This window comes from Bradyrhizobium sp. SK17 (assembly GCF_002831585.1).
Classification (GTDB): Bacteria; Pseudomonadota; Alphaproteobacteria; order Rhizobiales; family Xanthobacteraceae; genus Bradyrhizobium.
On the sequence record NZ_CP025113.1, the window covers coordinates 5,362,391 to 5,385,227 of the forward strand.

Here is a 22,837-nt window from a genome sequence, read left to right on the forward strand (position 1 = left end):
ACAGCCCGGTACGGCCGGAATAACATTTCAAGACCGGTGCCTTAAACCACTCGGCCACCCTTCCGTCTGTGCAGGATCAGGCCCTTAGCGTAGGGCGGCGCCGAACGCAACGCGAACTTGATGACGGCGCCACGTCCAGCGTCCGTTGATCGGCCCGTCAGCGGCCGGCGTGGACTGAACTTCGACGCATGCGCGCAACGTCGTTGACCGCGACCGCCAACGCCGGCCATCATGACCGGCATGAAGCGTGTCCTCTTTCTCTGCACCGGAAATTACTACCGAAGCCGCTACGCGGAAGAACTGTTCAATCACCTTGCGCACAACGAAGAGCTGCCGTGGCGTGCCTTCTCCAGAGGTGCGGCCGAACGCGGATCGCCGGACAATGTCGGACCGATGTCGCACTTTGCGGCCGATCGGCTCCGCGCAAGCGGCATCGTTCCGGAGGGTGCGACGCGCTATCCGCAACCATGCGTATTGGCCGACTTCGACGACGCCGACCTCGTAATCGCGCTCAAGGAGGCCGAGCATCGCCCGCTCGTCGAGCGCCGGTTCCCCGAGGCTGCCGGCAGGGTGACCTATTGGCATGTGCACGACATCGACGTGGCCGATCCCGCGGTGGCGCTACCGGTGATCGACGGCCTCGTCCGCGAACTGGTTACAGCACTCAGGTAATCCGCTTCCGCTTCAGGAAGATCGCCAGCGCATACTGCGCCGGGCGCGCCAACCGGTCGCCGATAGGCTCGAGCTCGTCGACGGCGACGATCACGAGGCGGCCTTCCGTCACGGTCAACTGGTCGACCGGCACGTCGCGCACGAGGAACACCTCGCCGCGAAGCGTGCGGTTTGGCGTCAGGTGATCCGGTCCCGAATAACTCCCGATCAGCTCAAAGCGTTCGGGCGGCAGATAATGCCCGATCTCCTCATGGACTTCGCGCACCACGCATTCCAGGAAGGTCTCGGTGCCTTCTCGCCGGCCACCGAACAGGCTGATCTTGCCCGCATCGGAGACATGCGGAAGGTCGTCACGCAGCTGCATGAGCAGCCGGCCATCCGAACTGACGAGCAGGGCAGATGCTCCCTCCCTGACATTGCTGGTCATCCGCGAATCCTCCCCTGGGCGGGTGAACGTGCATCATGGTCGAGCAGACCGGAAAGCGGCTGCCAAAGGATATGTCGGTGTGCGCCTGGGAGGAATTGATTGCCGGCTTCCCGGAGTGACTACCGAAGCCAGTTCGGCCAGCGAGTGGCAAAGGGAGAGATATATCGGCCGGATGGGCGCCCAAACGACGCCCAGGCCATCAAATGCTCAGCCGAAGGCGAACGCCAGCAGGCTGGAACACAGCAGCACGAGGCTCGCTGCAGTCAGGGTCAGAAATCCGTCGGAGACCAAATCGTGATTACGCATGATACACCTGCCTTGACCCGATGCTCATCCGAATTGATTAAAGCTTTCCGAACACTCACTCCTGGAAAGAGGTGACGCGTCTTTCCGCCTTCAGCGGACCGTCAGGCCCGGTACCGATAGCCTTCCACAGCATGCGCCAGGAAGATCGCCGCACTCACCAGGCCCATCACCGCTGTAACCGTCTCGATCATCGCAAACTTCCTTTGCGCCCCACGCGGAAGAGAAAACGATTGCAGCCTTGCACAGTCAAAAAGATTCAATTGTTGGAATCGCAGATGCGCCCGGACTGATGATTTGCTGCAACAGTCTGTCTGATCGCGGGACAGGCGCGGGGATATTGTGCGGTCCGAGCTCCGTAGAACAACGGAGGAGGCGCAACAGCCGGTTTACCAAAGCGCCATAGCCTTAAGGCTCTCCCCATTTCCGCCGTCTTCCGGTTGCGATATCGTCACGCTCTGGTGCGGAAGGTGGGCCGCGCAGTGACGGGAAAGACCCCGACGCCTCGAAGCAGGTGCGGGTCCGACAGAATGGTACTTGGGGCATATGGGGATTAGACGGCCAGATTCGATGATCCGGACGGCGCGCGGCGCCGTTGCGGTGGCGACGTGCCTCGTCCTCGCCAATTGCGCCTCCTCGAACAAGTTCGCCAGCCGTGTCGATCCGAAATACGGCGTATCGTCGAGCCCGCGCGTCGTGGCGCTCGGTGACCCCGTGCCGAAGGGCGGCGGCACCTATCGGATCGGCAAGCCCTATGTCGTTGCCGGCCGGACCTATGTGCCGGAGGAGAACGAGAACTATCGCGCCGAGGGCATGGCATCCTGGTATGGCGACGATTTCCATGGCCGCCTGACCGCCAATGGCGAGGTGTTCGACATGGGATCGCTCACGGCGGCCCATCCGACCCTGCCGATGCCGAGCTACGCGCGCGTCACCAATCTGAGCAATGGCCGCTCGCTCATCGTTCGCGTCAACGATCGTGGCCCGTACCACGGCAATCGCCTCATCGATGTCTCGAACAAAGCTGCCGAACTGCTTGATTTCAAAGGCAATGGTGTCGCTCGCGTCCGCGTCGAATATGTCGGCCGGGCGCCGCTCGAGGGCTCCGACGACCGCCAGCTGATGGCGACCCTGCGCACCGGCACCCCGGCGCCATCGCCATCGATGGTGCGGGTCGCCTCGGCGCGGCCGTTCGTACCGGAGATGTCGTCGTCATCGGGCCGGGTCCGCGGCGATGTTCCGCTGCCGGAAGGTCGGCCTTACAGCCTCGGCAACACCCAGGCCGACTACGCCTCGGTCAGCGCCACCTCGGAAATGTCGGCCTCGAGCCGGTCGCACCGTCGCGCGCAGAACAATCCGCGCGAGGTGTCCTACGAGAGTGATGCGCGTTACGCAGCAAGCCCGAGCCCGGCAACCGCCTATGTCCCGATCGATGCGCGCGGGCCGGCCGAAGTCCTGAGCGGGCGCGGGCTCTACTAGATCAAACCGTTCCGAATCAGGTCCTTGGCCTGATCATTTCAGAAACGCGATCAGCGCCGCATTGACCTCGTCGGGGCGTTCCTGCTGGATCCAATGGCCGGCGCCCTCGATGATCAGCTTCTGCCGCAGGTTCGGCAGCACGCGGTCCATGTCCGCGACCCGCTTGGCGCCGATCAGCCCGGTGATCACCGAATCGTTCGAGCCGGCGATGAACAGCGAGGGCTGATGGATCCGTGCGTCCTGCCAGGGCGCAGTGAGGTCCCAGTTGCGGTCGAGATTGCGATACCAGTTCAGCCCGCCACGGAAGCCGGACTGCCGGTAGCCCTCGGCGAATTCGGCGATGTCTGCCTCGGTGATCCAGGCCGGCAGCGGCATTCCACTCGGCAGCTTGCCGAGGAAGCCCTTGGCCTCGTCGACGAACATCGAGCTCGGATCGGAGACGCCGCGCCCGAGCACCAGCCGCATGGTGTGGGCGATGTCGCGCTCGAACTCGGCTTCGGCCACGCCCGGCGGTTGGAAGTATTGCCAGTAGAAATTGGTGATGCCGCTCTCGCGCAGGGTTTCCAGCGGACGCCCACGGCCGCGGAACGGCGGCGGTACGCTGAGGCCTGCGACCTTTGTGAAAATATCCGGGCGAAACAGCGCCGCGTGCCAGGCCACCGGCGCGCCCCAGTCATGGCCGACGATGACAGCCTGCTTCTCGCCGAGCGCAGCCACCAGCGCGACCATGTCGCCGACCGTATCGAAGATCGTGTAGGCGCCGACATCGGCCGGCGCGCTGGTCCGGCCGAAGCCGCGCATGTCGGGAGCGGCGACCCGGAAACCGGCCGCGGCGAGGGCTGCGATCTGGTGCCGCCATGAATAGGACAGTTCCGGCCAGCCATGGCAGAGCACGACCAATGGGCCTTGCCCGGCCTCGCGCACGAACATGTCGATGCCGTTGGCGGAGATGGTGCGGGTGGTGGACATCGCGTTTCCGCCTTGTTTGCCGGTACTGCTGTCGTGAGCCGGTTCCAACGATACGGACATTCAATGCGGGCGGCAATCCGGCTAGCCATGTATGACGCAGAAACCTCAGTTGTTTGCGGTACTTCCACCTGTTAGAACGCAGCGTTTCAGGACATCGCCGATGGCAGCCCAGACCGCAGTTCCCAGCACGTTGTCAGCTCGCGCCGGGCGATGCTGGCGTAGCCTGATCGCGGCCGCGATCGCGCTGGGCATCGGCTGCGGCGGGGCGGTCTATGCCGCCAACAACAGTGTGCAGGGCGCCAAGAAGGAAGACGCCGGATTCGATGGCGACGCGCCGACCGCGATCCTGGTCGAGGCCTCCAGCGGCAGCGTGCTGTTCGAGAAGAACGCCGACGAGCTGCGCGCGCCCTCCAGCATGATGAAGCTGATGACCGCGGAGGTGGTGTTCGACGCCATCAAGAAGGGCGACATCAAGCTCACCGACGAGTACCGGATCAGCGAGAACGCCTGGCGGCGGGGCGGCGCGCCGTCCGGGACCTCGACGATGTTCGCCGCGATCAACAGCAAGGTCTCGGTCGACGACCTCCTGCATGGCGCGATCATCCCGAGCGGCAACGACGCCTGCATCGCGCTCGCCGAGGGGATCGCCGGCAACGAGCATACGTTCGCGACCGATTTCATGACCAAGCGCGCCCGCGAGCTCGGCATGACCAAGTCGACCTTCGGCAATTCCAACGGGCTGCCGGACCCGACCAACAAGATGACGGTGCGGGAACTCGCGATGCTGGCGCGCCACATCATCCAGGCCTACCCCGACCAGTACAAGCTGTTCGGCGAGAAGGAATTCACCTGGAACAAGATCCGCCAGCAGAATCGCAATCCGCTGCTGAACGCTCTGCCCGGTGCCGACGGCCTGAAGACCGGCTACACCAAGGAAGGCGGCTACGGCATGGTCGGCTCGGCCGTGCAGAACGACACGCGGCTGATCGTCGTCGTCAATGGCCTCGAGGACTCCGAAGACCGCGCGACCGAGGCGAAGAAGATGCTGGAATGGGGGTTCCGCAGCTTCGAGACCCGGGTCCTGATCGCGGCCAATCAGCCGGTCGGCTATGCCCGGGTGTTCGGCGGCGAGAGCCGCTCGGTCAAGCTCGTCAGCCCCGATCCGATCAAGGTGATGGTTGCAAAGAACGGCAACGACAAGCTGCTGGCGCGCGTCATCTATAACGGCCCGGTCAAGGCGCCGATCACTGCCGGCCAGCAGATCGGCGTGGTGCGGGTGTGGCGCGGCGCCAATGTCGCGATGGAGACGCCGGTCTATGCGGCCGACGCGGTCGGCACGGGATCGACGGTGCGTCGTGCGCTCGACGGCGCCCAGGAGCTCGTCATCGGCATGTTCCGCGCAGGGGTCGAGAAGCTCTGACATGGCGGAAGCAGCACTCCAACGGCCGAGCTTGCGCGGTCGCTTCATCACCTTTGAAGGCGGCGAGGGCTCGGGAAAATCGACCCAGATCCGCAAGCTCGCCGAACGGCTCGACGTCGCCAAGCTGCGCGCGATCGTGACCCGCGAGCCCGGCGGCTCGCCGGGCGCGGAGATCATCCGCCACCTCGTGCTGTCGGGCATGGGCAAACTGCTCGGGCCGGAGGCCGAGACGCTGTTGTTTGCCGCCGCCCGCGACGACCATGTCCGCACCGTGATCCTGCCGGCACTCAACCAGGGCATCTGGGTGCTGTGCGATCGTTTCTTCGATTCCACGCGCGCCTATCAGGGACAGCTCGGGCAGGTGTCGGCTGGCCTCGTCAACGCGATGCAGCGCGTCACCATCGGCGATCTCAAGCCCGATTTGACCTTCATTCTCGATGTGCCGGTCGAGGTCGGACTGCAACGCGCGGCGCTGCGCCGCGGCAACGCCACGGCGGATCGCTTCGAGGCGGAGGGCGTCAAGTTTCATCAGGATTTGCGCGATGCCTACCGCCAGATTGCGGCTGAAGACCCGGAGCGCTGCGTGCTGATCGACGCGACGGCCGATCCCGACACGGTGGCCGCCACGATCTGGTCCTCGCTGCGCGAGCACCTCCGGGCCACATTCACGGCGGCCGGTCCCGCATGAGCGCGCGCAAGGTCGAACAGGAGAGCCCGGCGCGCCATCCGCGCGAAACGCCCGATCTGTTCGGGCATCGCGAGGCGGAGAGCGCCTTGCTCGATGCCTATCGCAGCGGCCGGATTCCGCACGCCTGGCTGATCGGCGGCGCGCAGGGCATCGGCAAAGCGACGCTCGCCTATCGGATGGCGCGGTTCGTGCTGGCGTTCCGCAATCCGAAATCGTCACAGGTCCAGCAGGCGCCGACGTTGCGGGTCGATCCGTCCGACCCGGTGGCACGGCAGGTCGCAGCCGGCGCGCATGGCGGGCTGCTGGTGCTGGAGCGCGGCCTCAACGACCGTGGCGTGATGCGGACCGTGATCACCGTCGACGAGACGCGGGAGACGATCTCGTTTTTCGGCTCCACCGCCGCGGTCGACGGCTGGCGGGTCTGCATCGTCGACACTGTCGACGAACTCAATCCCAACGCCGCGAATGCGCTGCTGAAGATCCTCGAGGAGCCGCCGCAGCAGTCGCTGTTCCTGCTGGTCAGCCACGCGCCGTCGCGGGTGCTGCCGACCATCCTGTCCCGTTGCCGTAAATTGTTGCTGCGGCCGCTGGAAACGGATGATGTCGTGCGTGCGGCCGCAGCCGCAACCGACGTGGCCTCTGACGATCCCGCGCTGGTGGAGGCGGCTATGGCCTCCGAAGGCAGCGTGGGGAGGGCACTGTCGCTGCTCGGCGGCGACGCGCTGAAGCTGCAGCAACGCACGGCCTCGCTGCTCGCGACGCTGCCGAACGTCGATCCGCGCGAGTTGCATGCGCTGGGCGATGTGCTCGGCAGCAGCGACCGCGTCGCGCTCGCCGCTTTCATCGACGGCATCGATCGCTGGATGAGCGAGCGCATGCGCAGCGGCGACGCCAATGCCAACCTGCCGCGCCTTGCACGGCTGGCGGAGGTATGGGAAAAGATCGTCCGCGCCGCGCGCGACACCGAGGCCTACAATCTGGAGCGCAAGCCGCTGGTTTTCTCGGTGTTTTCGATGCTTGCGGATGCGACCCGATAGACGCCAGATCTGAAAAGACATTCGTCTGAAAGCAAATCTGTCTGAACAACCTGCCTGACCAAACTCCCGACAATCTCGTTTCGATCTGCAAAGGATTCCGTGGTGGCGACCGCTAAGAAGAAATCGTCGAAGAAGGCCAAGAAGACGAAGAAGGCATCGCCCGCTCGCGCGACCAAGAAAGCCACGGCGAAGTCGCGCGCGGCCAAGAAGGCTGGGCGGACCACCAAGAAGGTGAAGAAGGCCGCCAAGACCAAAGCCAAGACCAAGACCGCTACCAGGGGCGCCAAGAAATCGGCAGCCAGCAAGAGCGCCAAGAAAGCCGTCAAGCAGGCTGCGAAGAAGACGGCCAAGAAGACCGTCAAGAAGGCGGTCGCGACCGCCGCCGAGGCTCCGTCGAAGAAGGCTCCGTCGAAGCAGGCAGCGGCGGCCGTGGCTCCGGCCGCGAAGAAGCCCGCTGCTCCGGAGGCTCCGGCTGTCGAGAAGGCTCCGAAGACGGCGACGATTCGTGCGTCAAAGCAGCCCAAGCCCGCTGCGGCGGCTCCGGTCTCGGCATCCAAGCCGGCACCTGTCGTGGACCGCGGCAACATGTACTACATCACGACCGCGATCGCATATCCGAACGGCCAGCCGCATATCGGCCACGCCTATGAGGCGATCGCGACCGACGCGCTGGCGCGCTTCCAGCGGCTCGATGGCAAGGATGTCTTCTTCCTGACCGGCACCGACGAGCACGGCCTGAAGATGATCCAGACCGCGCAGAACGAGGGCATGACACCGTTCGATCTCGCGACCCGCAACGCCGCGCGCTTCAGGGAGATGGACGAGCGTCTCAACGTCTCGTTCGATCGCTTCATCCGCACCTCGGAGCCCGCACACCATGAATCGGTGCAGGTGATCTGGCGTCGCATGCAGGATAATGGCGACATCTACATCGACACCTATGCCGGCTGGTATTCGGTGCGCGACGAGGCTTATTACGCCGAGGAAGAAACCGTCGTCGGCGAGGACAATGTCCGCCGCGGCCCGCAGGGCACGCCGGTCGAGTGGGTCGAGGAGAAGAGCTATTTCTTCAAGCTTTCCGCCTACCAGGACAAGCTCCTGCACCTCTATGAGAGCCAGCCCGATTTCATCGGCCCGGATTCGCGCCGCAACGAGGTGATGAGCTTCGTGCGCGGCGGGCTGAAGGACCTATCGATCTCGCGCACCACCTTCGACTGGGGCGTCAAGGTCCCCAACGATCCCGAGCACGTGATGTATGTCTGGGTCGACGCCCTGACCAACTACATCACCGGTGTCGGCTATCCCGACGAGAGCGACAAGAACTGGCGTTACTGGCCGGCCGACGTCCACGTCATCGGCAAGGACATCATCCGCTTCCATGCGGTGTACTGGCCGGCGTTCCTGATGTCGGCGGGCATTCCGTTGCAGAAGCGCGTCTATGCGCACGGCTTCCTGTTCAACAGGGGCGAGAAGATGTCGAAGTCGGTCGGCAACGTGGTCGATCCCTTCAATCTCGCCAATCAGTACGGCGTCGACCAGGTACGCTACTTCTTCCTGCGCGAAGTGCCGTTCGGGCAGGACGGCAACTACAACCATGAAGCCATCGTCGCGCGCATCAACGCCGATCTCGCCAATGATTTCGGCAATCTGGCGCAGCGTTCGCTGTCGATGATCGCCAAGCAACTCGGCGGCGTGCTGCCGGAGCCCGGCGAGTTCAGCGACAATGACAAGGCGATCCTGGCGCAGGCCGATGCGATGCTGGAAACCTCGCGCACTGCGATGGCGACGCAACAGATCCATCAATGGCTCAATACGGTCTGGGCCGTGGTCGCCGAGGCCAATCGCTACTTCGCGGGCGAGGCGCCATGGGCCCTGGCGAAGACCGATCCGGCGCGACAGAAGACGGTGCTGTATGTCACCGCCGAGGTCGTGCGGCAGATCGCCATCATGGCGCAGGCCGTGATGCCTGACGCCTGCGGCAAGATGCTGGATAGTCTTGGCGTTCCGCCGGATGCCCGCAGCTTCGCGGCGATCGCCGAACGCATCAAGCCCGGCACGGTGCTGCCGGCGCCCGTCGGCGTGTTCCCGCGCTACGTGGAACCGAAGACCGAGTGAGCGGTTCGAAATTCATGCTGGTCGACAGTCACTGCCATCTGGATTTTCCTGACTTCGCCGACGATCTCGACGGGATCGTCGCCCGCGCCGAGGCGGCCGGCGTCGGCCGCATGGTCACGATCTCGACCCGGGTGAAGCGGCTCGGCGGCCTGCTTGCGATCACGGAGCGCTTTCCCGACGTCTACTGCTCGGTCGGCACCCATCCGCATCATGCCGACGAAGAGGACGGCATCCCGGCCAGCGAGTTGATCGAGCTGACCAAGCATCCGAAGGTCGTGGCGCTCGGCGAGGCGGGGCTCGACTATTTCTACGAGCATGGTTCGCGCGAGGCGCAGGAGCGTGGCTTTCGCGCGCATATCGCCGCGGCGCGCGAAACCGGCCTGCCGCTGGTCATCCATACCAGGGAGGCCGACGACGATTGCGGCCGCATCCTTGAGGACGAGGTCGCGAAGGGCGCGTTCAAGGCGGTGCTGCATTGCTACACCGGTGGCCGCGAACTCGCGATGAAGGCGATCGCGCTCGGGCTGTCGATCTCGTTCACGGGCATCCTGACCTTCAAAAAGTCTGACGCGCTGCGCGCATTGGCCGCCGAGTTGCCGGCCGACCGCATCATGGTCGAGACTGACGCACCGTATCTCGCGCCCGGCAAGTTCCGCGGCAAGCGCAACGAGCCGTCCTACGTCGTCGAGGTCGCCAAGGTGCTCGCCGAGACCCGCGGCGTCTCTCTGGAGGAGATCTCGCGGCAGACCACCGAAAACTTCTTCCGGCTGTTCTCCAAGGTGCCGGCGCCGAAGGTTGCTGCATGACGCTGACATTGACCATTCTGGGCTGCGGCTCTTCCGCCGGCGTGCCGCGTCCGGCGCTCGGCTGGGGCGCCTGCGATCCCAACAATCCCAGGAATCGTCGCCGCCGCTGCTCGATCATGGCCGAGCGCACCATGGAGCACGGCACCACGCGGGTCGTGATCGATACCTCGCCGGATCTGCGCGAACAGCTGATCGACGGCAACGTCGAACATATCGATGCGGTGTTCCTCACGCATGAGCACGCCGACCAGACCCATGGCATCGACGATCTGCGCTCGGTGGTGCTGCACCAGCGCCGCCGTATCCCGGTCTACTTCAACCAGTCGACCGCCAAGGACATCATGGCGAGGTTCTCCTACTGCTTCATCTCACCGGAGGGCAGCGACTATCCGCCGATCCTGACGCGGCATTCGATCAAGGCCGGCGAGGTGCGGACGATCGAGGGGAAGGGCGGTCCGCTCGAACTCACGGCGTTCCTGGTCCGGCATGGCAATATCCCAGCGCTCGGCTATCGCATCGGTGATGCCGCCTACACACCCGACCTGCACGACATCCCCGAGGAGAGCTGGCCGGCCCTCGAAGGGCTCGAGCTCTGGATCGTCGACGGCTTGCGCTACGCACCGCATCCCAGCCATTTCAGCGTTGCTGACGCGCTGTCATGGATCGAGCGCTTCAAGCCGAAGCGTGCTGTGATCACCAACATGCATTCCGACCTCGACTACGAGGTCCTGCGGCAGAGCCTGCCGGCGGGCGTGATCCCGGCCTATGACGGCATGCGGCTGACGCTCGAGCGGGCCGGCTAAAGACTTCAACTACCGTGGACGACGGACCTCGCGCGTTCATCGCGCGAGGTTCCGCATGGCAGGCCGGCCGCACAGCTTCGCCGCCGGGCATTGACCTTTCGCGCGCTTCGGATATCGTTATGATCATAACAATATCGGGAGGACCCAATGGCAGAAGCTTTGGCCGCGCGGGACTATACGGACCGCACGCGATATGACGCGCTGATGGACGTCGTGAAGAACCGGCTGACCACACGCGCCTTCGATTCCAGCTACGTGATGCCATCAGAGCATTACGACATGATCCTGGAGGCGGCGCGGCACGCACCGTCAGGGGCCAATGCGCAGCCCTGGCATTTCATTGCGGTCACCGATCAGGAGCTGAAGAACCGGATCACGGAGTATTTCCGCGAGGAGCAGGTCGCCCGCGCCCGGCTCAAGATGAAGTTTCCGACACCGGACTATCGTGGGCTCGCCTCGGCCCCAGGCTTCATCGTGGTCGCCAGCGACTTCCGCTGGGTCAAGGCGTTTCCGGTGCTCAATGACGGCTCCGAGCTCGACAAGATGTACAAGGAGAATGCCGAGCGCATCCTGTTGCAGAGCGTGGCGGCGGCAACGATGTCGGCGCATCTGGCGGCCGCAGCCCTCGGCTATAATGTCTGGTGGGTGACGGCGATCGGGCAGGAGAAGGCCCAGCAGGCGATGAAGCCGCTGCTCGGAATCCCCGACGAATTGTCCGTGCTCGACATCATGTGCTTCGGTCCGCCGGCGAAGCCGCCGTACAAGCGCTGGAAGAAGAGTCTCGCTGACATCAGCAACTGGAACAGGTTCGATGCCTCGCACGTCATGACGGAAGCCGACATCGACGAATGGGTCGCAACCACGCGCCACAAGGTGATGTACCGGGATGCCGAGAACGTCGACTGACACCGCAGCGCCGGTCCGGCGCCAAGCGCCGGATTATCGGCTGGAGGACCAGGTCGGCTTCCTGCTGCGGCGGGCTTATCAGCGCGCTTCGTCCAACCTGGTCGACCGGATCGGGTCCTACGAGCTGACGGCGCCGCAATACGCGACGCTGGCCCGGCTTTACGAGCGCGGGGCGCTGTCGCAGAACCTGCTCGGCCGGCTGGTCGCGATGGAGCCTGCCAACATCCGCGACGTCGTGTTGCGGCTGAAGAAGCGGCGGCTGGTGACGACGCGGCGCGACCCGACCGACAAGCGGCTGATCCTGATCGATCTGACCGCGGCCGGCGTGGCGCTGGTCGAGCAATTGATCCCGATCGAGATCGCGTGCACCGCGACCACGCTCGCGCCGCTCAAGGCGGACGAGCGGCGATTGCTGTATGATCTGCTCGGCCGCCTCGCAGAGGGCTGAGCGCTCTACGTCAGGCAGAGATCGCCTTGGCCGAGCCAACCTCGTTGCGCAGCAGGAACTTCTGGATCTTGCCGGTCGAGGTCTTCGGGATCACGCCGAACACGACGGACTTCGGCGTCTTGAAGCCCGACATGTGCTCGCGGCAATAGGCGATGATCTCGGCCTCGGTCGCCTTGGCGCCATCCTTCAGCTCGATGAAGGCGCAGGGGACTTCACCCCATTTCGGATCGGGTTTTGCCACCACCGCCGCGAACAGCACGGCAGGGTGCTTGTAGAGGATGTCCTCGACCTCGACGGAGGAGACGTTCTCGCCGCCGGAGATGATGATGTCCTTGGAGCGGTCCTTGATGATGACGTAGCCGTGGGCATCGAGCACGCCGAGATCGCCGGTGTGAAACCAGCCGCCGGCGAAGGCTTCCTGCGTCGCCTTCTCGTTCTTCAGATAGCCCTTCATTACGATGTTGCCGCGGAACATGACTTCGCCAATGGTCTCGCCATCGCGCGGCACCTCGCGCATGGTCTCGGGATCGAGCACCGTGACGCCTTCCTGCAACGGATAAGAGACGCCCTGACGCCGCTTCAGCTGCGCGCGCTGGTCGGCCGGCAGTTCATCCCAGCCCGGCTGCTCGGCGCAGACGGAGGCGGGGCCATAGACCTCAGTCAGCCCGTAGACATGGGTCAACTTGATGCCGATACGCTCGGCACCCTCGAGCACCGCAACCGGCGGCGCCGCGCCCGCGATCAGGCCGACCACGGACTTCGCCTGGCCGCCCTTCGGCGCATCAGGCGCATTGATCAGCGTGTTGTACACGATCGGCGCGCCGCACATGTGGGTGACGCCGTGTTGCGGGATCAGCTCGAAGATTTTCGCCGGATCGACCTTGCGCAAGCAGACATTGACGCCGGCGGTTGCCGCGATGGTCCAGGGGAAGCACCAGCCGTTGCAGTGAAACATCGGCAGCGTCCAGAGATAGACCGGATGCTGGCCGAGATTGCCGGCGAGGATGTTGCTGACCGCGTTGAGATAGGCGCCGCGATGATGCGTCACCACGCCTTTCGGATTGCCCGTCGTCCCGGACGTATAACTCAGCGCAATCGCATCCCATTCGTCGGCTGGCGGCCGCTCAACGAAATCCGGATCGCCGGCCGCGACTGCTGCCTCGTATTCGATGGCGCCGATCCGCTTGCCGCTGCCGAACGCAGCGTCGTCCACGTCGATCACGAACGGCTTTGTGCCCTTCATCAGCGTCAAAGCTTCCGCGATCACGCCGGAGAATTCAGGATCGACCAGGATAATCCTGGCGCCACCGTGATCGAGCTGGAACGCGATCGACGCGGCGTCGAGGCGGATGTTCAACGCGTTAAGCACCGCGCCGGTCATCGGCACCGCGAAATGCAGTTCGTTCATCGCCGGGATGTTCGGCAGCATCGCCGCGACCGTATCGCCATGGCCGATGCCATGGCCCGCGAGATAGGACGCAAAGCGCTTGCAGCGCTGGTAGGTCTGCTTCCAGGTGAAGCTGCGGCCCTCATAGACTGCGCTGACATGGTCGGGATAGATGGCGGCCGAGCGCGCCAGGAAACTCAGCGGCGTCAGCGGCACATAGTTGGCGGGCGTCTTGTCGAGCCCCGTCGCGTACTGATTTGGCGCTGCACTCATGGCTCTCACCCATCCGCAAGGTGCTTAGAGGAAACCGATCGATATCCAGGGGAAGACGGCAACGATGATCAGGCCGATCAACAGCGCCAGCATGTAACCCCAGATCGGCCGGATACCCTCGGCCGGATCGACGCGCCCGATGGCGCAGGCGGCATAATAGCCGACGCCGAATGGCGGCGCGAACAATCCGATGCCCATCGCCAGGATGATGATCATGGCGTAGTGCACCTCGTGGACGCCGACCTGGTGTGCGATCGGAAACAGCAGCGGCCCGAACAGCACGATCGCCGGAATGCCCTCGAGCACGCTGCCGAGGATCACGAAGGCCAGGATCGAGACCGCGATGAAGGTCGCCGAACCGCCAGGCAGTCCCGCCATCGACGCCGCCAGCGCCCGCGAGAAGCCCGACTGGGTCAGGCCCCAGGCCATGCCGGTGGCTGTCCCGATGATGAACAGGATCGCGCCCGACAGGCATGCCGTGTCGATCAGCATCGGCAACAGCCGCCGCCAGTTGAACTTGCGGTAGATCAGGAGCCCGATGACGAACGCATAGACGATGCCGATGGTCGAGACCTCGGTCGCCGTCGCAATGCCTTCGACCACCGCGTAGCGGATCACGAACGGCAGCGCCAATGCGGGCAGGGCGTAGATGAAGGCCTTGCCGATCTCGCTCCCCGTGGCGCGCTGGACGTGGCTGAGGTTCTCGCCGCGGTAGCGCCACCACACCAGCGCCGACAGCGTGATCGCCAGCACGACGCCCGGCAGCAGGCCGCCGGTGAACAGCGCCGAGATCGAGACGCCGGTAACCGAACCGATCGTGATCAGCACCAGGCTCGGCGGAATGGTTTCGGTCTGCGCGCCGGTCGCAGCGAGCAGGGCGACCAGATCGCCGGGCTTGGCGCCGCGCTCCTTCATCTCGGGAAACAGCACGGGTGCGACGGCGGCCATGTCGGCTGCCTTCGACCCGGAGATACCGGACACTAGGTACATGGCGCCGACCAGCACGTAATGCAGGCCGCCACGAACGTGCCCGAGCAGGCTCGCCAGGAACGCCACCATCGCGCGTGCCATACCGGTCATCTCGATCAACAGGCCGAGGAAAACGAACAGCGGCACCGACAGCAGGATCAGGTGGCTCATGCCCTCGTCCATCCGGCCGACCAGCACCATCAGCGGCGTCCGCGTCGTCAGTGCCAGGTAGCCGAAGATCGCCATGCCAAAGGCAAAGCCGATCGGCACGCCAGCGAACACGCAGAAGCCGACCACGCCAACGAAGAAGATGATCAGGTTGAGGTTGCCGAGAGGCCGCAACAGCGGCTGCGCCAGCCAGAACACGCCGATCAAGGCAACCACCGTCAGCGCAGCCAGCAGGAAGGTCTTGAAATCGCCGACGCGGGCCAGTCGCAGCAGCGCGAACAGCGCCATCAGGCAAATCCCGACCGGCAGCGCCGCGGCGCGCCAGGTATTGGAGATCTGCAACGCCGGCGTCGTGATGAAGCTTTCCTCGTAGGCGTATTCATAGGCCGGATGCACGATCAGGACCAGGAACGCCAGCGCGGCGCAGGTCGCGACGACGTCGAGATAGGCCCAGAGCCGCGGTCCGGCGCTTGCGACCAGGGCCGTCATCCGCATGTGCTCGCCGCGGCGGAGTGCGACCACCGATCCCAGCATGGCAAGCCACAGGAACAGGATCGACGCCAGTTCGTCGGACCAGATCAGCGGCGTATGGAGCACGTAGCGCGCCACCACGCCCGCGAACAGGATGACGACCTCGGCGACGACGAGGATCGCCGCCGGGATTTCGACCAGCCAGCCGAGCGCGGCGTCGATGGAACCGAGAACGGAGCGGCGGCGAGGGGGCTGTGACGCCGCCTCGCCGGCCACGGCCGGCGTCATCTCGACATGAGCCATAGCAAATCTCCCGCTGGCGAGCCTCCCGCTTGAGCGATCAGGACAGTTTGCCGACGGACTTCTCGAGCAGTTCCCAGGCCTTGTCGCCGTACTTGCCCTTCCATTCGGCGTAGAAACCGGCGGTACGCAGCTTGTCGCGGAACGGCCCGACCGCGGGCTGGTTGAACAGGAGACCCTTGCCAGTCAGTTCCTGCTTCACGGTCGCGTTCAGCTTCTCGGTGTCTTCGCGTTCCTTCACGGCCGCCGCGTTGACGTGCTTGGCGACGATGGTCTTGATATCGTCAGGCAAGGCAGCCCAGGCACGACGGTTCATCAAGAACCAGAAGCCGTCCCACATGTGGTTGGTCAGCGAGCAATACTTCTGGACCTCATAGAGCTTCGCGGTCGAGATCAAAGCCAGCGGGTTCTCCTGACCCTCGACGATCTTGGTCTGCAGCGCCGAATAGACCTCGCTGAAATTGATCGAGGCCGGCGAGGCGTCGAACGCCTTGAACATCGAGGTCCACAGCGGCGACACCGGCACGCGGATCTTGAAGCCCTTGAAGTCGTCCGGTCCGTTGATCGGCTTGGTCGACGACGTGGTCTGGCGGAAGCCGTTGTCCCAGATCTTGTCCATGACCTCGAGGCCGGCCTTCTTGATCTCGCCGCGGACATAGGCGCCGAGGTCGCCATCCATGGCCTTCCAGACCGTGGGATAGTCCGGGAATGCGAAACCGATACCGTTGATCGAGGCCGCCGGCACCAGGGTCGCCAGGATCAGGCCGGACAGCGTGAAGAACTCGACGCCGCCGGAGCGCACCTGGCTCAGCACGTCGGTATCCGAGCCGAGCTGGTTGTTCGGGAACACCTGAAGGTCGAAACGGCCGTTGGTCTCGGTCTTGATCGCCGCGGACATCTCCCGGGCGCGAGCCACCAGCGGGTGCGATTCCGGCAGGTTGTTGGCGAATTTGTAAGAGAACTCGGCCGACTGGGCGCGCGCGACATACGGCGCGCCAATCCCGCCCATGACGGCGGAAGCGGCCGAGACCTTCAGTAGCGTGCGTCGTGAAAAGCTCATCGGTTTCTCCCTCGAGAGGCTTGTTGTTGTTCTGAGATGCCAATCCTATACGGACCTGACGCCGCGGGGTCACCAGCGATCTCTACACAGCCTCGGCTTATTGCAGCGTCCGTAGGCCGCGGCAATATCGGCTTTAAGACGAGACGCCGTTGCGCGGCTGGTCCGTGGCATCAGGACGGGTCGCACGACCGCTCGGGTACCTAGACGCAGCCGCAAACATGCGAGCAGATGCGAAGATTTCCCACTAAATTACTGATCCAATTGTAGATATAAATATTCCATAATATACCTTATGCGAATTACGGATATGGGCGCCGGCGCGAACTTCTCACGCCTGCGTGGATCCCCCTAAGCTGCATTTCATCCCTCGTCAGGACCGGCGAAAGCCAGAGACGATCTCAGCAGCTGCGAACACCACCGGTGGCCGCATGTCCTTCAGGCACCAGGCCCGCTCGCCGAATCCCAAGCGCTCCATTGGGCGGCCATTCGGCCGCCGGCGTCAGTAGGCGCGTGCGAAGTCGCCCTCCTGCTTGATCTCGCCGAATGCCGGAAAGCGCGCCTTCCATTGCGTCCCTTTGGCCGTAGTCAGCTCATTCAGCCGTTCCAGTACCCCGAGACCATCTTTGCGTAGGCTCGCCGCAACCGCCGCACGGTCGGGGAAGTTCTTCAGCACCGCATCAAGCCAAATCGTTCGGCCGGCCAGGAACCCGCCGGCACCGGCGGCATAGGCGAACTCCAGCACGCGCTCGAACTTTTCCGGCGCCGCGCCGCCCGATAGCAACACCCAGGGGATGCTGCATGCGCCGCAGATCTCTCCGATCGCATCGAACTCCTTCTGTGCAGCCTGTGCCGCCGCGCTGCCATCCCGGGCCGGTAAGCTATTGGCAGCGAGCGGACTTTCCAGCTTCAAGAGATCGACGCCGTATTCCGGCTTGGCGAACTCGCGTACACTCTCGATCACGAGACTAGGCAGCTTGCCCGGCGACTCCACGTAGTCCGCCGTATGGTCGGCGCTGCCGAGAAACGGATAGACCAGCAGCTCCAGCACATAGGGAATGTCATGGCGCGCGCAGTCCTGCCCGATGTCCCGCACGAAACGCTTCTGATGCGCGATCACGGCAGGATCGGCATCGGGCCGGTACCAGGCCAGCACCTTGACGGCGTCGCCGCCCATGGCGCGGATCTTCTCCACGCTCCAATTGGTGATCGCGCGCGACTTGCGACCGCCCGACGTCTCCTCGACGCGATGTTCCTCCAGCGTCATGATCAGGCCGCAGCGCGGCGGCAGCAGATCGATCGCGGCAGGCACCGCAAAGTTCGGATCGAACAGCATCGAACTGCAATGCGGCGCGAGGTTCTCGACGAGGAGACGCTTGGCCGCGGTCACGTCGCCATAGGCGACCTGATCCCGCGTGATGCCCCTCGCCTTTGCGATGGCATCGAACAGTGGCGGCCGCTGGTCCAGAGCAACCATGCGGAAGTGGCCGTCCGCGTCGGCAAGCCGTGCGAGGCCGCGGTTCTTTCCAATCGTTCTCATGGCTTCGTCCTCATGAATGCAAGACACTCGTTGATGGTGGGGATTCCGTTGCGGCCACCGGCGTGGCGGCATTTCATCGCGGCGGTCGCTGCCGAGAACGTCATGGCGTCGCGCACGTCGAGACCGGCGCCGACCGCAAACGCATAGGCGCCGTGGAAGACGTCACCCGCGCCGGTGGTGTCGACGACGTCGACGACATAGGCGGCCTGGCGATGCAGTTGGCCGTTCTCGTACCAGCTCACACCTCCCTCGCCGCGCGTGACGGCAATGACACGGCAGCCGAAGCGCGCAAGCGCTGCGAGCGATTCGTCGTTGGCAGAGCCTGCGAATGCGCCGAGGGCGGGTTCGGAGAAGATGGCGTGATCGGTCAGCGGCAGCAGCCGTTCGAACACCTCGGCGTCGGCCATGTCGCCGTCGAGCACCGTCGGCACGCCGCGCGAACGCGCCTCGTGGAACAGCGTCGCGGCGCCCTCGATCCAGCGCGGGTCGGCCAGCACCGACGATGCGCGGGCCACGGCCTCTAGCGGGAGCCAGTCGGCGGCCTCGGGATAGAGCCCGCGGTAGTTCACGATTTGCCGCTCGCCCGACCTGTCGACGATGATTCCGGAGACCGAGGAACGGCCATCGGGAAACAGCCGGAAATTCTTGACATCGACGCCTTCGGCGGCGAACGCCGACCGCATCTCGTGGCCCGCGGCATCATGGCCTGCCCGCCCCCAGAATGCGGCGGACGCACCAAGCCGTGCCACCGCAACCGCCGCATTGGCGGCCATGCCGCCGCCAATCGTGCCGTATTCGACGGCCTTGATCTTCTCGCTGCGGCCCACGAACGACCGATCGACCCGCCAGACCTGGTCGAGCGCCGACAGCCCGAGGCAGATCACATGCACGGGCCTGGCTCCGGCGGCGACGTCCGTCAGCGTTGCGAGATCCCCGATATCGGAAAATGCGCTCACCGCAGGACCTGTCCGTTGGCGGCATCGAACAGATGCGTCTTGCCTTGCTGCGGGCGCAGGCTGAGCCGATCGCCCACCTTCGGCCGCAAGGCCGGATCGACCCGCGCGATGGCGGAGACGCCGGCGAGGTCGAAATGGATCAGCGTGTCCGAGCCGAGCGGCTCGACCAGCTTGACGTTGATGGACATGCCTTCGGCCGCGTCCGTCGCGATTGCAAAATGTTCGGGACGAATGCCGAGCACGGCGTTGCCGGCACGTTGCAGGCCGCCCGCGGCCTCGCCTTCCAGCGGCACCGCAACGCCGCCTTGCGAGAGAACGACGCGTCCGTCGCGCCACTCGACAGGAAAGAAGTTCATCGCGGGCGAACCGATGAAGCCGGCGACGAACTGGTTCGCCGGCCGCTCATAGACCGTCTCCGGCGTATCGTATTGCTGGATCATGCCGCTTTGGAGCACCACGATCCGGTCGGCCATGGTCATGGCCTCGATCTGGTCGTGGGTCACGAAGACCATCGTGGTCTTCAACTCCTGCGACAGCGCCTTGATCTCGGCGCGCACCTGGCCACGCAGCTTGGCATCGAGGTTGGACAACGGCTCGTCGAACAGGAACGCCTTGGGATTGCGTACGATCGCGCGACCCATCGCAACGCGCTGGCGCTGGCCGCCCGAGAGCTCCTTCGGCTTGCGGTTAAGATAGGGCTCGATATGCAGGAGCGCTGCGGCGCGCTTGACCCGCGCGTCGATCTCCGCTTTCGGCGTGCCGCGCAGTTCGAGTGCAAACGACATGTTGTCGTAGACCCGCATGTGCGGATAGAGCGCATAGTCCTGGAACACCATCGCGATATCGCGCTGCGCGGCCTGCACGCCGTTGACGCGTTTGTCGCCGATATAGAGCTCGCCGGACGTGATTGGCTCGAGGCCGGCAATGATCCGCAGCAAGGTCGACTTGCCGCAGCCGGACGGGCCGACGAAGACGACGAATTCGTGGTCTGCGATCTCCAGATTGAGGTCGGGGATCACGGTGAAATTGCCGTAGCGCTTGACCAGGTTGCGGATCGAGATCGAGGCCATGATCGCTCAGTCCAGCGCCAGTACCGGCTTGATCAGCTCGCCCCTGGCGAAGCGCGCGAAATTCTCGGGCAGAGCCGACAGGCCGAACTCGCCGTCGACCAGGACGCGATATTCGTTCTTGTACCTGCGCAGCAGCTCGACATTCGGCTCGAAATCCGAGACCGGGAAGTAGAAGGTGCGGATCATGTAGAAATCCTTGCGACGGAACACCTTGCCTTCCTCGATGGTCCAGGGTGCGGCGTTTTCGCCGACGAGCACCAGCGCGCCGCGCGGCAGCACCAGCTCGATGCCGAGGTTGCGCGCCGCATGCGCACCGGAGCATTCCATGATGAGGGCGAAGCGCTTCGACGTATCGCCAACTGGATGCGCCCTGGCGCCGAAGGATTGCGCGATCTGTAACCGCGCCGCGTTGGGATCCGCCACATGGACATCGTCATAGCCGAGCGCGCGGAGCGCCAGCACGACGCCGAGGCCGACCGGCCCCGCACCCATCACGAGAACCGGGCCGGCGTCGCTGGGCGGCACCACGCGACTGACGAAGCGCACCGCGTGACCCGACGTCCCGATGGTGTCGAGCAACAGCGGCGCAAGACTGTCCTCGATATCGTCGGGCACCGGCAGCAGGCAATTTTCCGGCACCGGCACGTATTCGGCATAGCCGCCCGGCCTGTTCCAGCCGATCAGGCTGGACACCTCGAGGCACATCTGGGTGTCGCCGCGCTTGCAGGCGGCGCAATGGCCACAGTGCAACGGTATGTAGACGGCGCAACGCCGGCCATGCAGGCGATGGCCGGGTTGCTCGACGACGCCGAAGATCTCGTGGCCAGCGGTGAACTCGGCGCCCTTGTGCCACAGCTTGAAGTCCGAACCGCACAGCGCGGTGCGCGAGACGCGCACCAGCACTTCGCCCGCCCCGACCTCGGGCATCGCCACGCGCTCGATGGTGATGCGGTCATCGCCGTGGAAGACCGCGGCCTGCATGATCGAGTTCGGACGGAATGATGGAGTCATCGGATACCTAGCCTTTCACGGCGCCGAGCGTCAGACCGGACACCAGCCAGCGCTGAACCAGAGCAGCCAGCACCAGCGGCGGCAATGCGATCAGCGTCGCCGCGGCCATCAGGGCACCCCATTGCGTCGAGCCTTCGCCGATGAAGTTGAAGGCCGCCGCGATCAGCGTTTTGGTGTCGCCATTGGAGAGCACCAGCGCAAACAGGAAGTAGTTCCACGAGAAGACGAAGGCGAGGATCGCCGAAACCGCGACACCCGACGCCACCAGCGGCAGCGCGATGCGCCAGAGGATGCGCGTGACGCTGCATCCATCGACCTGGGCGGCCTCGAACACGCTGCGCGGGATGCCGTCGAACGACGGCAGCAAGACCCAGATCACGATCGGCAGAGTGATCACCGCATGGCTGAGGATCAGGGCGGTGTATGAGCCGATCATGCCGATCTGCCGGAACATGACGTACCACGGCAGCAGGAACAGCGTGCCCGGCGCCATCCGCGCCGCCAGCGTCAGGATCGCCGGCCAGGAAATCCGGGTCCAGGAGACAGCAAACGCCGCAGGGATTCCAAACAGCAATCCGAGCGCGGTCGAGCCGACCGTGACGATCAGGCTGTTGAGCGCGTAGCTCAGGAAAGGCGTGGTCCTGGTCAGCTCGACATAATTCTCGAGCGTCGGCGTGAAGATCAGCGTCGGCGGATAGGCCGTGACCTCAAAGGACGGCTTGAACGACGACAGCACCATCCAGACCGTCGGCGCCATGATCAGCACGCCGGCGAGCACGAGCTGCACCGTGTTGAGCCAGCGGATCCAGCGATCGGTGTTGGCCGCGTCCGTCATGACATCACCATGCCACTGCGCCGCGCAAGCGGTTGAAGGCGAGCACGGCGCCGAACACGATCGCAGTCAGCGTCAGCATCAGCGCGCTGGCATAGCCGATGTTGAAGAATTCGAAACCGACCCGGAAGCCGTAGATGTTGAGCGTGTTCGAGGCGTTGCCTGGACCGCCCTGGGTCGTGATGTAGATGATGTCGAAGAAGCGCAGGAGATCGACGCTGCGCAGGATCGCCGCGGTGACGATGGTCGGCAGCAGCAGCGGCAGCGTGATGCGCTGGAAGGTCTTGAACGGAGATGCGCCGTCGATCTGCGCGGCTTCGTAGACGCTCGGCGGCAGCGATTGCAGGCCGCCCAGCACGATCAGGGCGACATAGGGCGTCCACTGCCAGCTGTCGATCAGTGCCACGGTCGGGATCACCCATGTCGGCGAAGCCAGCCAGTCCGACGGCGGCAGCCCGACCGACTGGAGAATGTAGTTGGCCGCGCCCAGCGAGGGATCGAGGATCACGAGCCACATCATGCCTGCCACCACCGGCGGCATCATGAAGGGCGAGATGAACAGCGAGCGCACGATTCCCGGCAATCGCTTGGCATGAAACAGCACGAGCGCGAGCCAGACACCGAAGACGAGCTGCAACAGCAGCGAGAGCACGAAGAGCGCGATCGTGACCCACAGCCCGTGCCAGAACTCCTGGTCGGACACCAGCTTCGCATAGTTCGCCACCCCGCG

The 22,837-nt window shown here is 64.7% G+C and carries 21 protein-coding genes; 10 read left to right on the forward strand and 11 right to left on the reverse strand.

What is annotated here, in order from left to right; genetic code table 11:
* The first annotated feature begins 231 nt into the window (after positions 1–231).
* Positions 232–672 carry a low molecular weight phosphatase family protein gene (locus tag CWS35_RS24720; protein ID WP_100954282.1) on the forward strand — a complete coding sequence of 147 codons (441 nt, stop codon included), beginning with the start codon at positions 232–234 and terminating at the stop codon, positions 670–672.
* Here CWS35_RS24720 and CWS35_RS24725 read toward each other — a convergent pair.
* Complete coding sequence (locus CWS35_RS24725; RefSeq protein ID WP_100954284.1) at positions 665–1,099, reverse strand: NUDIX domain-containing protein; 435 nt, start codon at positions 1,097–1,099, stop codon at positions 665–667. The two genes, CWS35_RS24720 and CWS35_RS24725, sit on opposite strands and share 8 nt — an antisense overlap.
* An 849-nt stretch (positions 1,100–1,948) precedes the next feature.
* Here CWS35_RS24725 and CWS35_RS24730 point away from each other — a divergent pair.
* Positions 1,949–2,881, forward strand: a complete 933-nt coding sequence (locus tag CWS35_RS24730; RefSeq protein WP_080890970.1) for a septal ring lytic transglycosylase RlpA family protein — start codon at positions 1,949–1,951, stop codon at positions 2,879–2,881.
* Positions 2,882–2,914: 33 nt separating this feature from the next.
* Here the strand turns inward: CWS35_RS24730 and CWS35_RS24735 are convergent, their stop codons facing one another.
* Positions 2,915–3,850, reverse strand: a complete 936-nt coding sequence (locus CWS35_RS24735; protein WP_100956635.1) for an alpha/beta fold hydrolase — start codon at positions 3,848–3,850, stop codon at positions 2,915–2,917.
* Between the two features lie 160 nt (positions 3,851–4,010).
* On the opposite strand from CWS35_RS24735, the gene CWS35_RS24740 reads away from it, so the two are divergent.
* From CWS35_RS24740 to CWS35_RS24775, 8 genes are all read left to right on the forward strand, one after another.
* Positions 4,011–5,270, forward strand: a complete 1,260-nt coding sequence (locus tag CWS35_RS24740; RefSeq protein WP_245438641.1) for a D-alanyl-D-alanine carboxypeptidase family protein — start codon at positions 4,011–4,013, stop codon at positions 5,268–5,270.
* 1 nt (position 5,271) lies between these two features.
* Positions 5,272–5,958 carry a dTMP kinase gene (gene tmk / locus CWS35_RS24745; RefSeq protein WP_100954286.1) on the forward strand — a complete coding sequence of 229 codons (687 nt, stop codon included), beginning with the start codon at positions 5,272–5,274 and terminating at the stop codon, positions 5,956–5,958.
* A complete protein-coding gene (locus tag CWS35_RS24750; protein ID WP_100954288.1) occupies positions 5,955–6,995 on the forward strand; it encodes a DNA polymerase III subunit delta' in 1,041 nt (346 codons plus the stop codon). The genes tmk and CWS35_RS24750 overlap by 4 nt, the downstream gene beginning before the upstream one ends.
* A gap of 102 nt (positions 6,996–7,097) precedes the next feature.
* Entirely contained in the window at positions 7,098–9,110 is a 2,013-nt protein-coding gene (metG, locus tag CWS35_RS24755) for a methionine--tRNA ligase (protein ID WP_100954290.1), read from the forward strand.
* Positions 9,111–9,124: 14 nt separating this feature from the next.
* A complete protein-coding gene (locus CWS35_RS24760; protein WP_100956639.1) occupies positions 9,125–9,916 on the forward strand; it encodes a TatD family hydrolase in 792 nt (263 codons plus the stop codon).
* Positions 9,913–10,719 (forward strand): MBL fold metallo-hydrolase, encoded by an 807-nt coding sequence (locus CWS35_RS24765; protein WP_100954292.1) that lies wholly within the window; start codon positions 9,913–9,915, stop codon positions 10,717–10,719. Before CWS35_RS24760 ends, CWS35_RS24765 begins: the two co-directional genes overlap by 4 nt.
* A gap of 147 nt (positions 10,720–10,866) precedes the next feature.
* Positions 10,867–11,625 carry a nitroreductase family protein gene (locus CWS35_RS24770; protein WP_100954294.1) on the forward strand — a complete coding sequence of 253 codons (759 nt, stop codon included), beginning with the start codon at positions 10,867–10,869 and terminating at the stop codon, positions 11,623–11,625.
* Positions 11,606–12,073: a MarR family winged helix-turn-helix transcriptional regulator gene (locus CWS35_RS24775; RefSeq protein ID WP_100954296.1), complete on the forward strand. Its 468-nt coding sequence runs from the start codon at positions 11,606–11,608 to the stop codon at positions 12,071–12,073. The genes CWS35_RS24770 and CWS35_RS24775 overlap by 20 nt, the downstream gene beginning before the upstream one ends.
* 10 nt (positions 12,074–12,083) lie before the next feature.
* Here the strand turns inward: CWS35_RS24775 and CWS35_RS24780 are convergent, their stop codons facing one another.
* The 9 genes from CWS35_RS24780 to CWS35_RS24820 all read right to left on the reverse strand — a co-directional run bounded on the left by CWS35_RS24780 (position 12,084) and on the right by CWS35_RS24820 (position 22,831).
* Positions 12,084–13,733 (reverse strand): acyl-CoA synthetase, encoded by a 1,650-nt coding sequence (locus CWS35_RS24780; protein WP_100954298.1) that lies wholly within the window; start codon positions 13,731–13,733, stop codon positions 12,084–12,086.
* 24 nt (positions 13,734–13,757) lie between these two features.
* The gene (locus CWS35_RS24785) at positions 13,758–15,644 is read right to left on the reverse strand and encodes a TRAP transporter large permease subunit (protein WP_024584103.1); all 1,887 of its coding nucleotides are present in this window, start codon (positions 15,642–15,644) and stop codon (positions 13,758–13,760) included.
* A 37-nt stretch (positions 15,645–15,681) separates the two neighbouring features.
* A complete protein-coding gene (locus CWS35_RS24790; protein WP_100954300.1) occupies positions 15,682–16,701 on the reverse strand; it encodes a TRAP transporter substrate-binding protein in 1,020 nt (339 codons plus the stop codon).
* Between the two features lie 499 nt (positions 16,702–17,200).
* On the reverse strand, positions 17,201–18,238 hold the full coding sequence (locus CWS35_RS24795; protein WP_100954302.1) for a tagatose 1,6-diphosphate aldolase: 1,038 nt from the start codon (positions 18,236–18,238) through the stop codon (positions 17,201–17,203).
* Positions 18,235–19,194: a sugar kinase gene (locus tag CWS35_RS24800; RefSeq protein WP_100954304.1), complete on the reverse strand. Its 960-nt coding sequence runs from the start codon at positions 19,192–19,194 to the stop codon at positions 18,235–18,237. Before CWS35_RS24800 ends, CWS35_RS24795 begins: the two co-directional genes overlap by 4 nt.
* Positions 19,191–20,264 carry an ABC transporter ATP-binding protein gene (locus CWS35_RS24805; RefSeq protein ID WP_100954306.1) on the reverse strand — a complete coding sequence of 358 codons (1,074 nt, stop codon included), beginning with the start codon at positions 20,262–20,264 and terminating at the stop codon, positions 19,191–19,193. The genes CWS35_RS24800 and CWS35_RS24805 overlap by 4 nt, the downstream gene beginning before the upstream one ends.
* Positions 20,265–20,270: 6 nt before the next feature.
* The gene (locus CWS35_RS24810; RefSeq protein WP_100954308.1) at positions 20,271–21,275 is read right to left on the reverse strand and encodes a zinc-binding dehydrogenase; all 1,005 of its coding nucleotides are present in this window, start codon (positions 21,273–21,275) and stop codon (positions 20,271–20,273) included.
* Positions 21,276–21,282: 7 nt separating this feature from the next.
* Complete coding sequence (locus CWS35_RS24815) at positions 21,283–22,110, reverse strand: carbohydrate ABC transporter permease (protein WP_100954310.1); 828 nt, start codon at positions 22,108–22,110, stop codon at positions 21,283–21,285.
* 4 nt (positions 22,111–22,114) lie between these two features.
* Positions 22,115–22,831, reverse strand: coding sequence for a carbohydrate ABC transporter permease (locus CWS35_RS24820; protein ID WP_245438643.1), 717 nt, complete (start codon positions 22,829–22,831; stop codon positions 22,115–22,117).
* Between the last annotated feature and the right edge of the window lie 6 nt (positions 22,832–22,837).

Coding starts and splice junctions, on each gene's coding strand:
- CWS35_RS24720 (WP_100954282.1), top strand. CDS start 232: ATGACCGGCATGAAGCGTGTCCTCTTTCTCTGCACCGGAAATTACTAC.
- CWS35_RS24725 (WP_100954284.1), bottom strand. CDS start 1,099: ATGACCAGCAATGTCAGGGAGGGAGCATCTGCCCTGCTCGTCAGTTCG.
- CWS35_RS24730 (WP_080890970.1), top strand. CDS start 1,949: ATGGGGATTAGACGGCCAGATTCGATGATCCGGACGGCGCGCGGCGCC.
- CWS35_RS24735 (WP_100956635.1), bottom strand. CDS start 3,850: ATGTCCACCACCCGCACCATCTCCGCCAACGGCATCGACATGTTCGTG.
- CWS35_RS24740 (WP_245438641.1), top strand. CDS start 4,011: ATGGCAGCCCAGACCGCAGTTCCCAGCACGTTGTCAGCTCGCGCCGGG.
- tmk (WP_100954286.1), top strand. CDS start 5,272: ATGGCGGAAGCAGCACTCCAACGGCCGAGCTTGCGCGGTCGCTTCATC.
- CWS35_RS24750 (WP_100954288.1), top strand. CDS start 5,955: ATGAGCGCGCGCAAGGTCGAACAGGAGAGCCCGGCGCGCCATCCGCGC.
- CWS35_RS24760 (WP_100956639.1), top strand. CDS start 9,125: ATGCTGGTCGACAGTCACTGCCATCTGGATTTTCCTGACTTCGCCGAC.
- CWS35_RS24765 (WP_100954292.1), top strand. CDS start 9,913: ATGACGCTGACATTGACCATTCTGGGCTGCGGCTCTTCCGCCGGCGTG.
- CWS35_RS24770 (WP_100954294.1), top strand. CDS start 10,867: ATGGCAGAAGCTTTGGCCGCGCGGGACTATACGGACCGCACGCGATAT.
- CWS35_RS24775 (WP_100954296.1), top strand. CDS start 11,606: ATGCCGAGAACGTCGACTGACACCGCAGCGCCGGTCCGGCGCCAAGCG.
- CWS35_RS24780 (WP_100954298.1), bottom strand. CDS start 13,733: ATGAGTGCAGCGCCAAATCAGTACGCGACGGGGCTCGACAAGACGCCC.
- CWS35_RS24785 (WP_024584103.1), bottom strand. CDS start 15,644: ATGGCTCATGTCGAGATGACGCCGGCCGTGGCCGGCGAGGCGGCGTCA.
- CWS35_RS24790 (WP_100954300.1), bottom strand. CDS start 16,701: ATGAGCTTTTCACGACGCACGCTACTGAAGGTCTCGGCCGCTTCCGCC.
- CWS35_RS24795 (WP_100954302.1), bottom strand. CDS start 18,238: ATGAGAACGATTGGAAAGAACCGCGGCCTCGCACGGCTTGCCGACGCG.
- CWS35_RS24805 (WP_100954306.1), bottom strand. CDS start 20,264: ATGGCCTCGATCTCGATCCGCAACCTGGTCAAGCGCTACGGCAATTTC.
- CWS35_RS24810 (WP_100954308.1), bottom strand. CDS start 21,275: ATGACTCCATCATTCCGTCCGAACTCGATCATGCAGGCCGCGGTCTTC.
- CWS35_RS24815 (WP_100954310.1), bottom strand. CDS start 22,110: ATGACGGACGCGGCCAACACCGATCGCTGGATCCGCTGGCTCAACACG.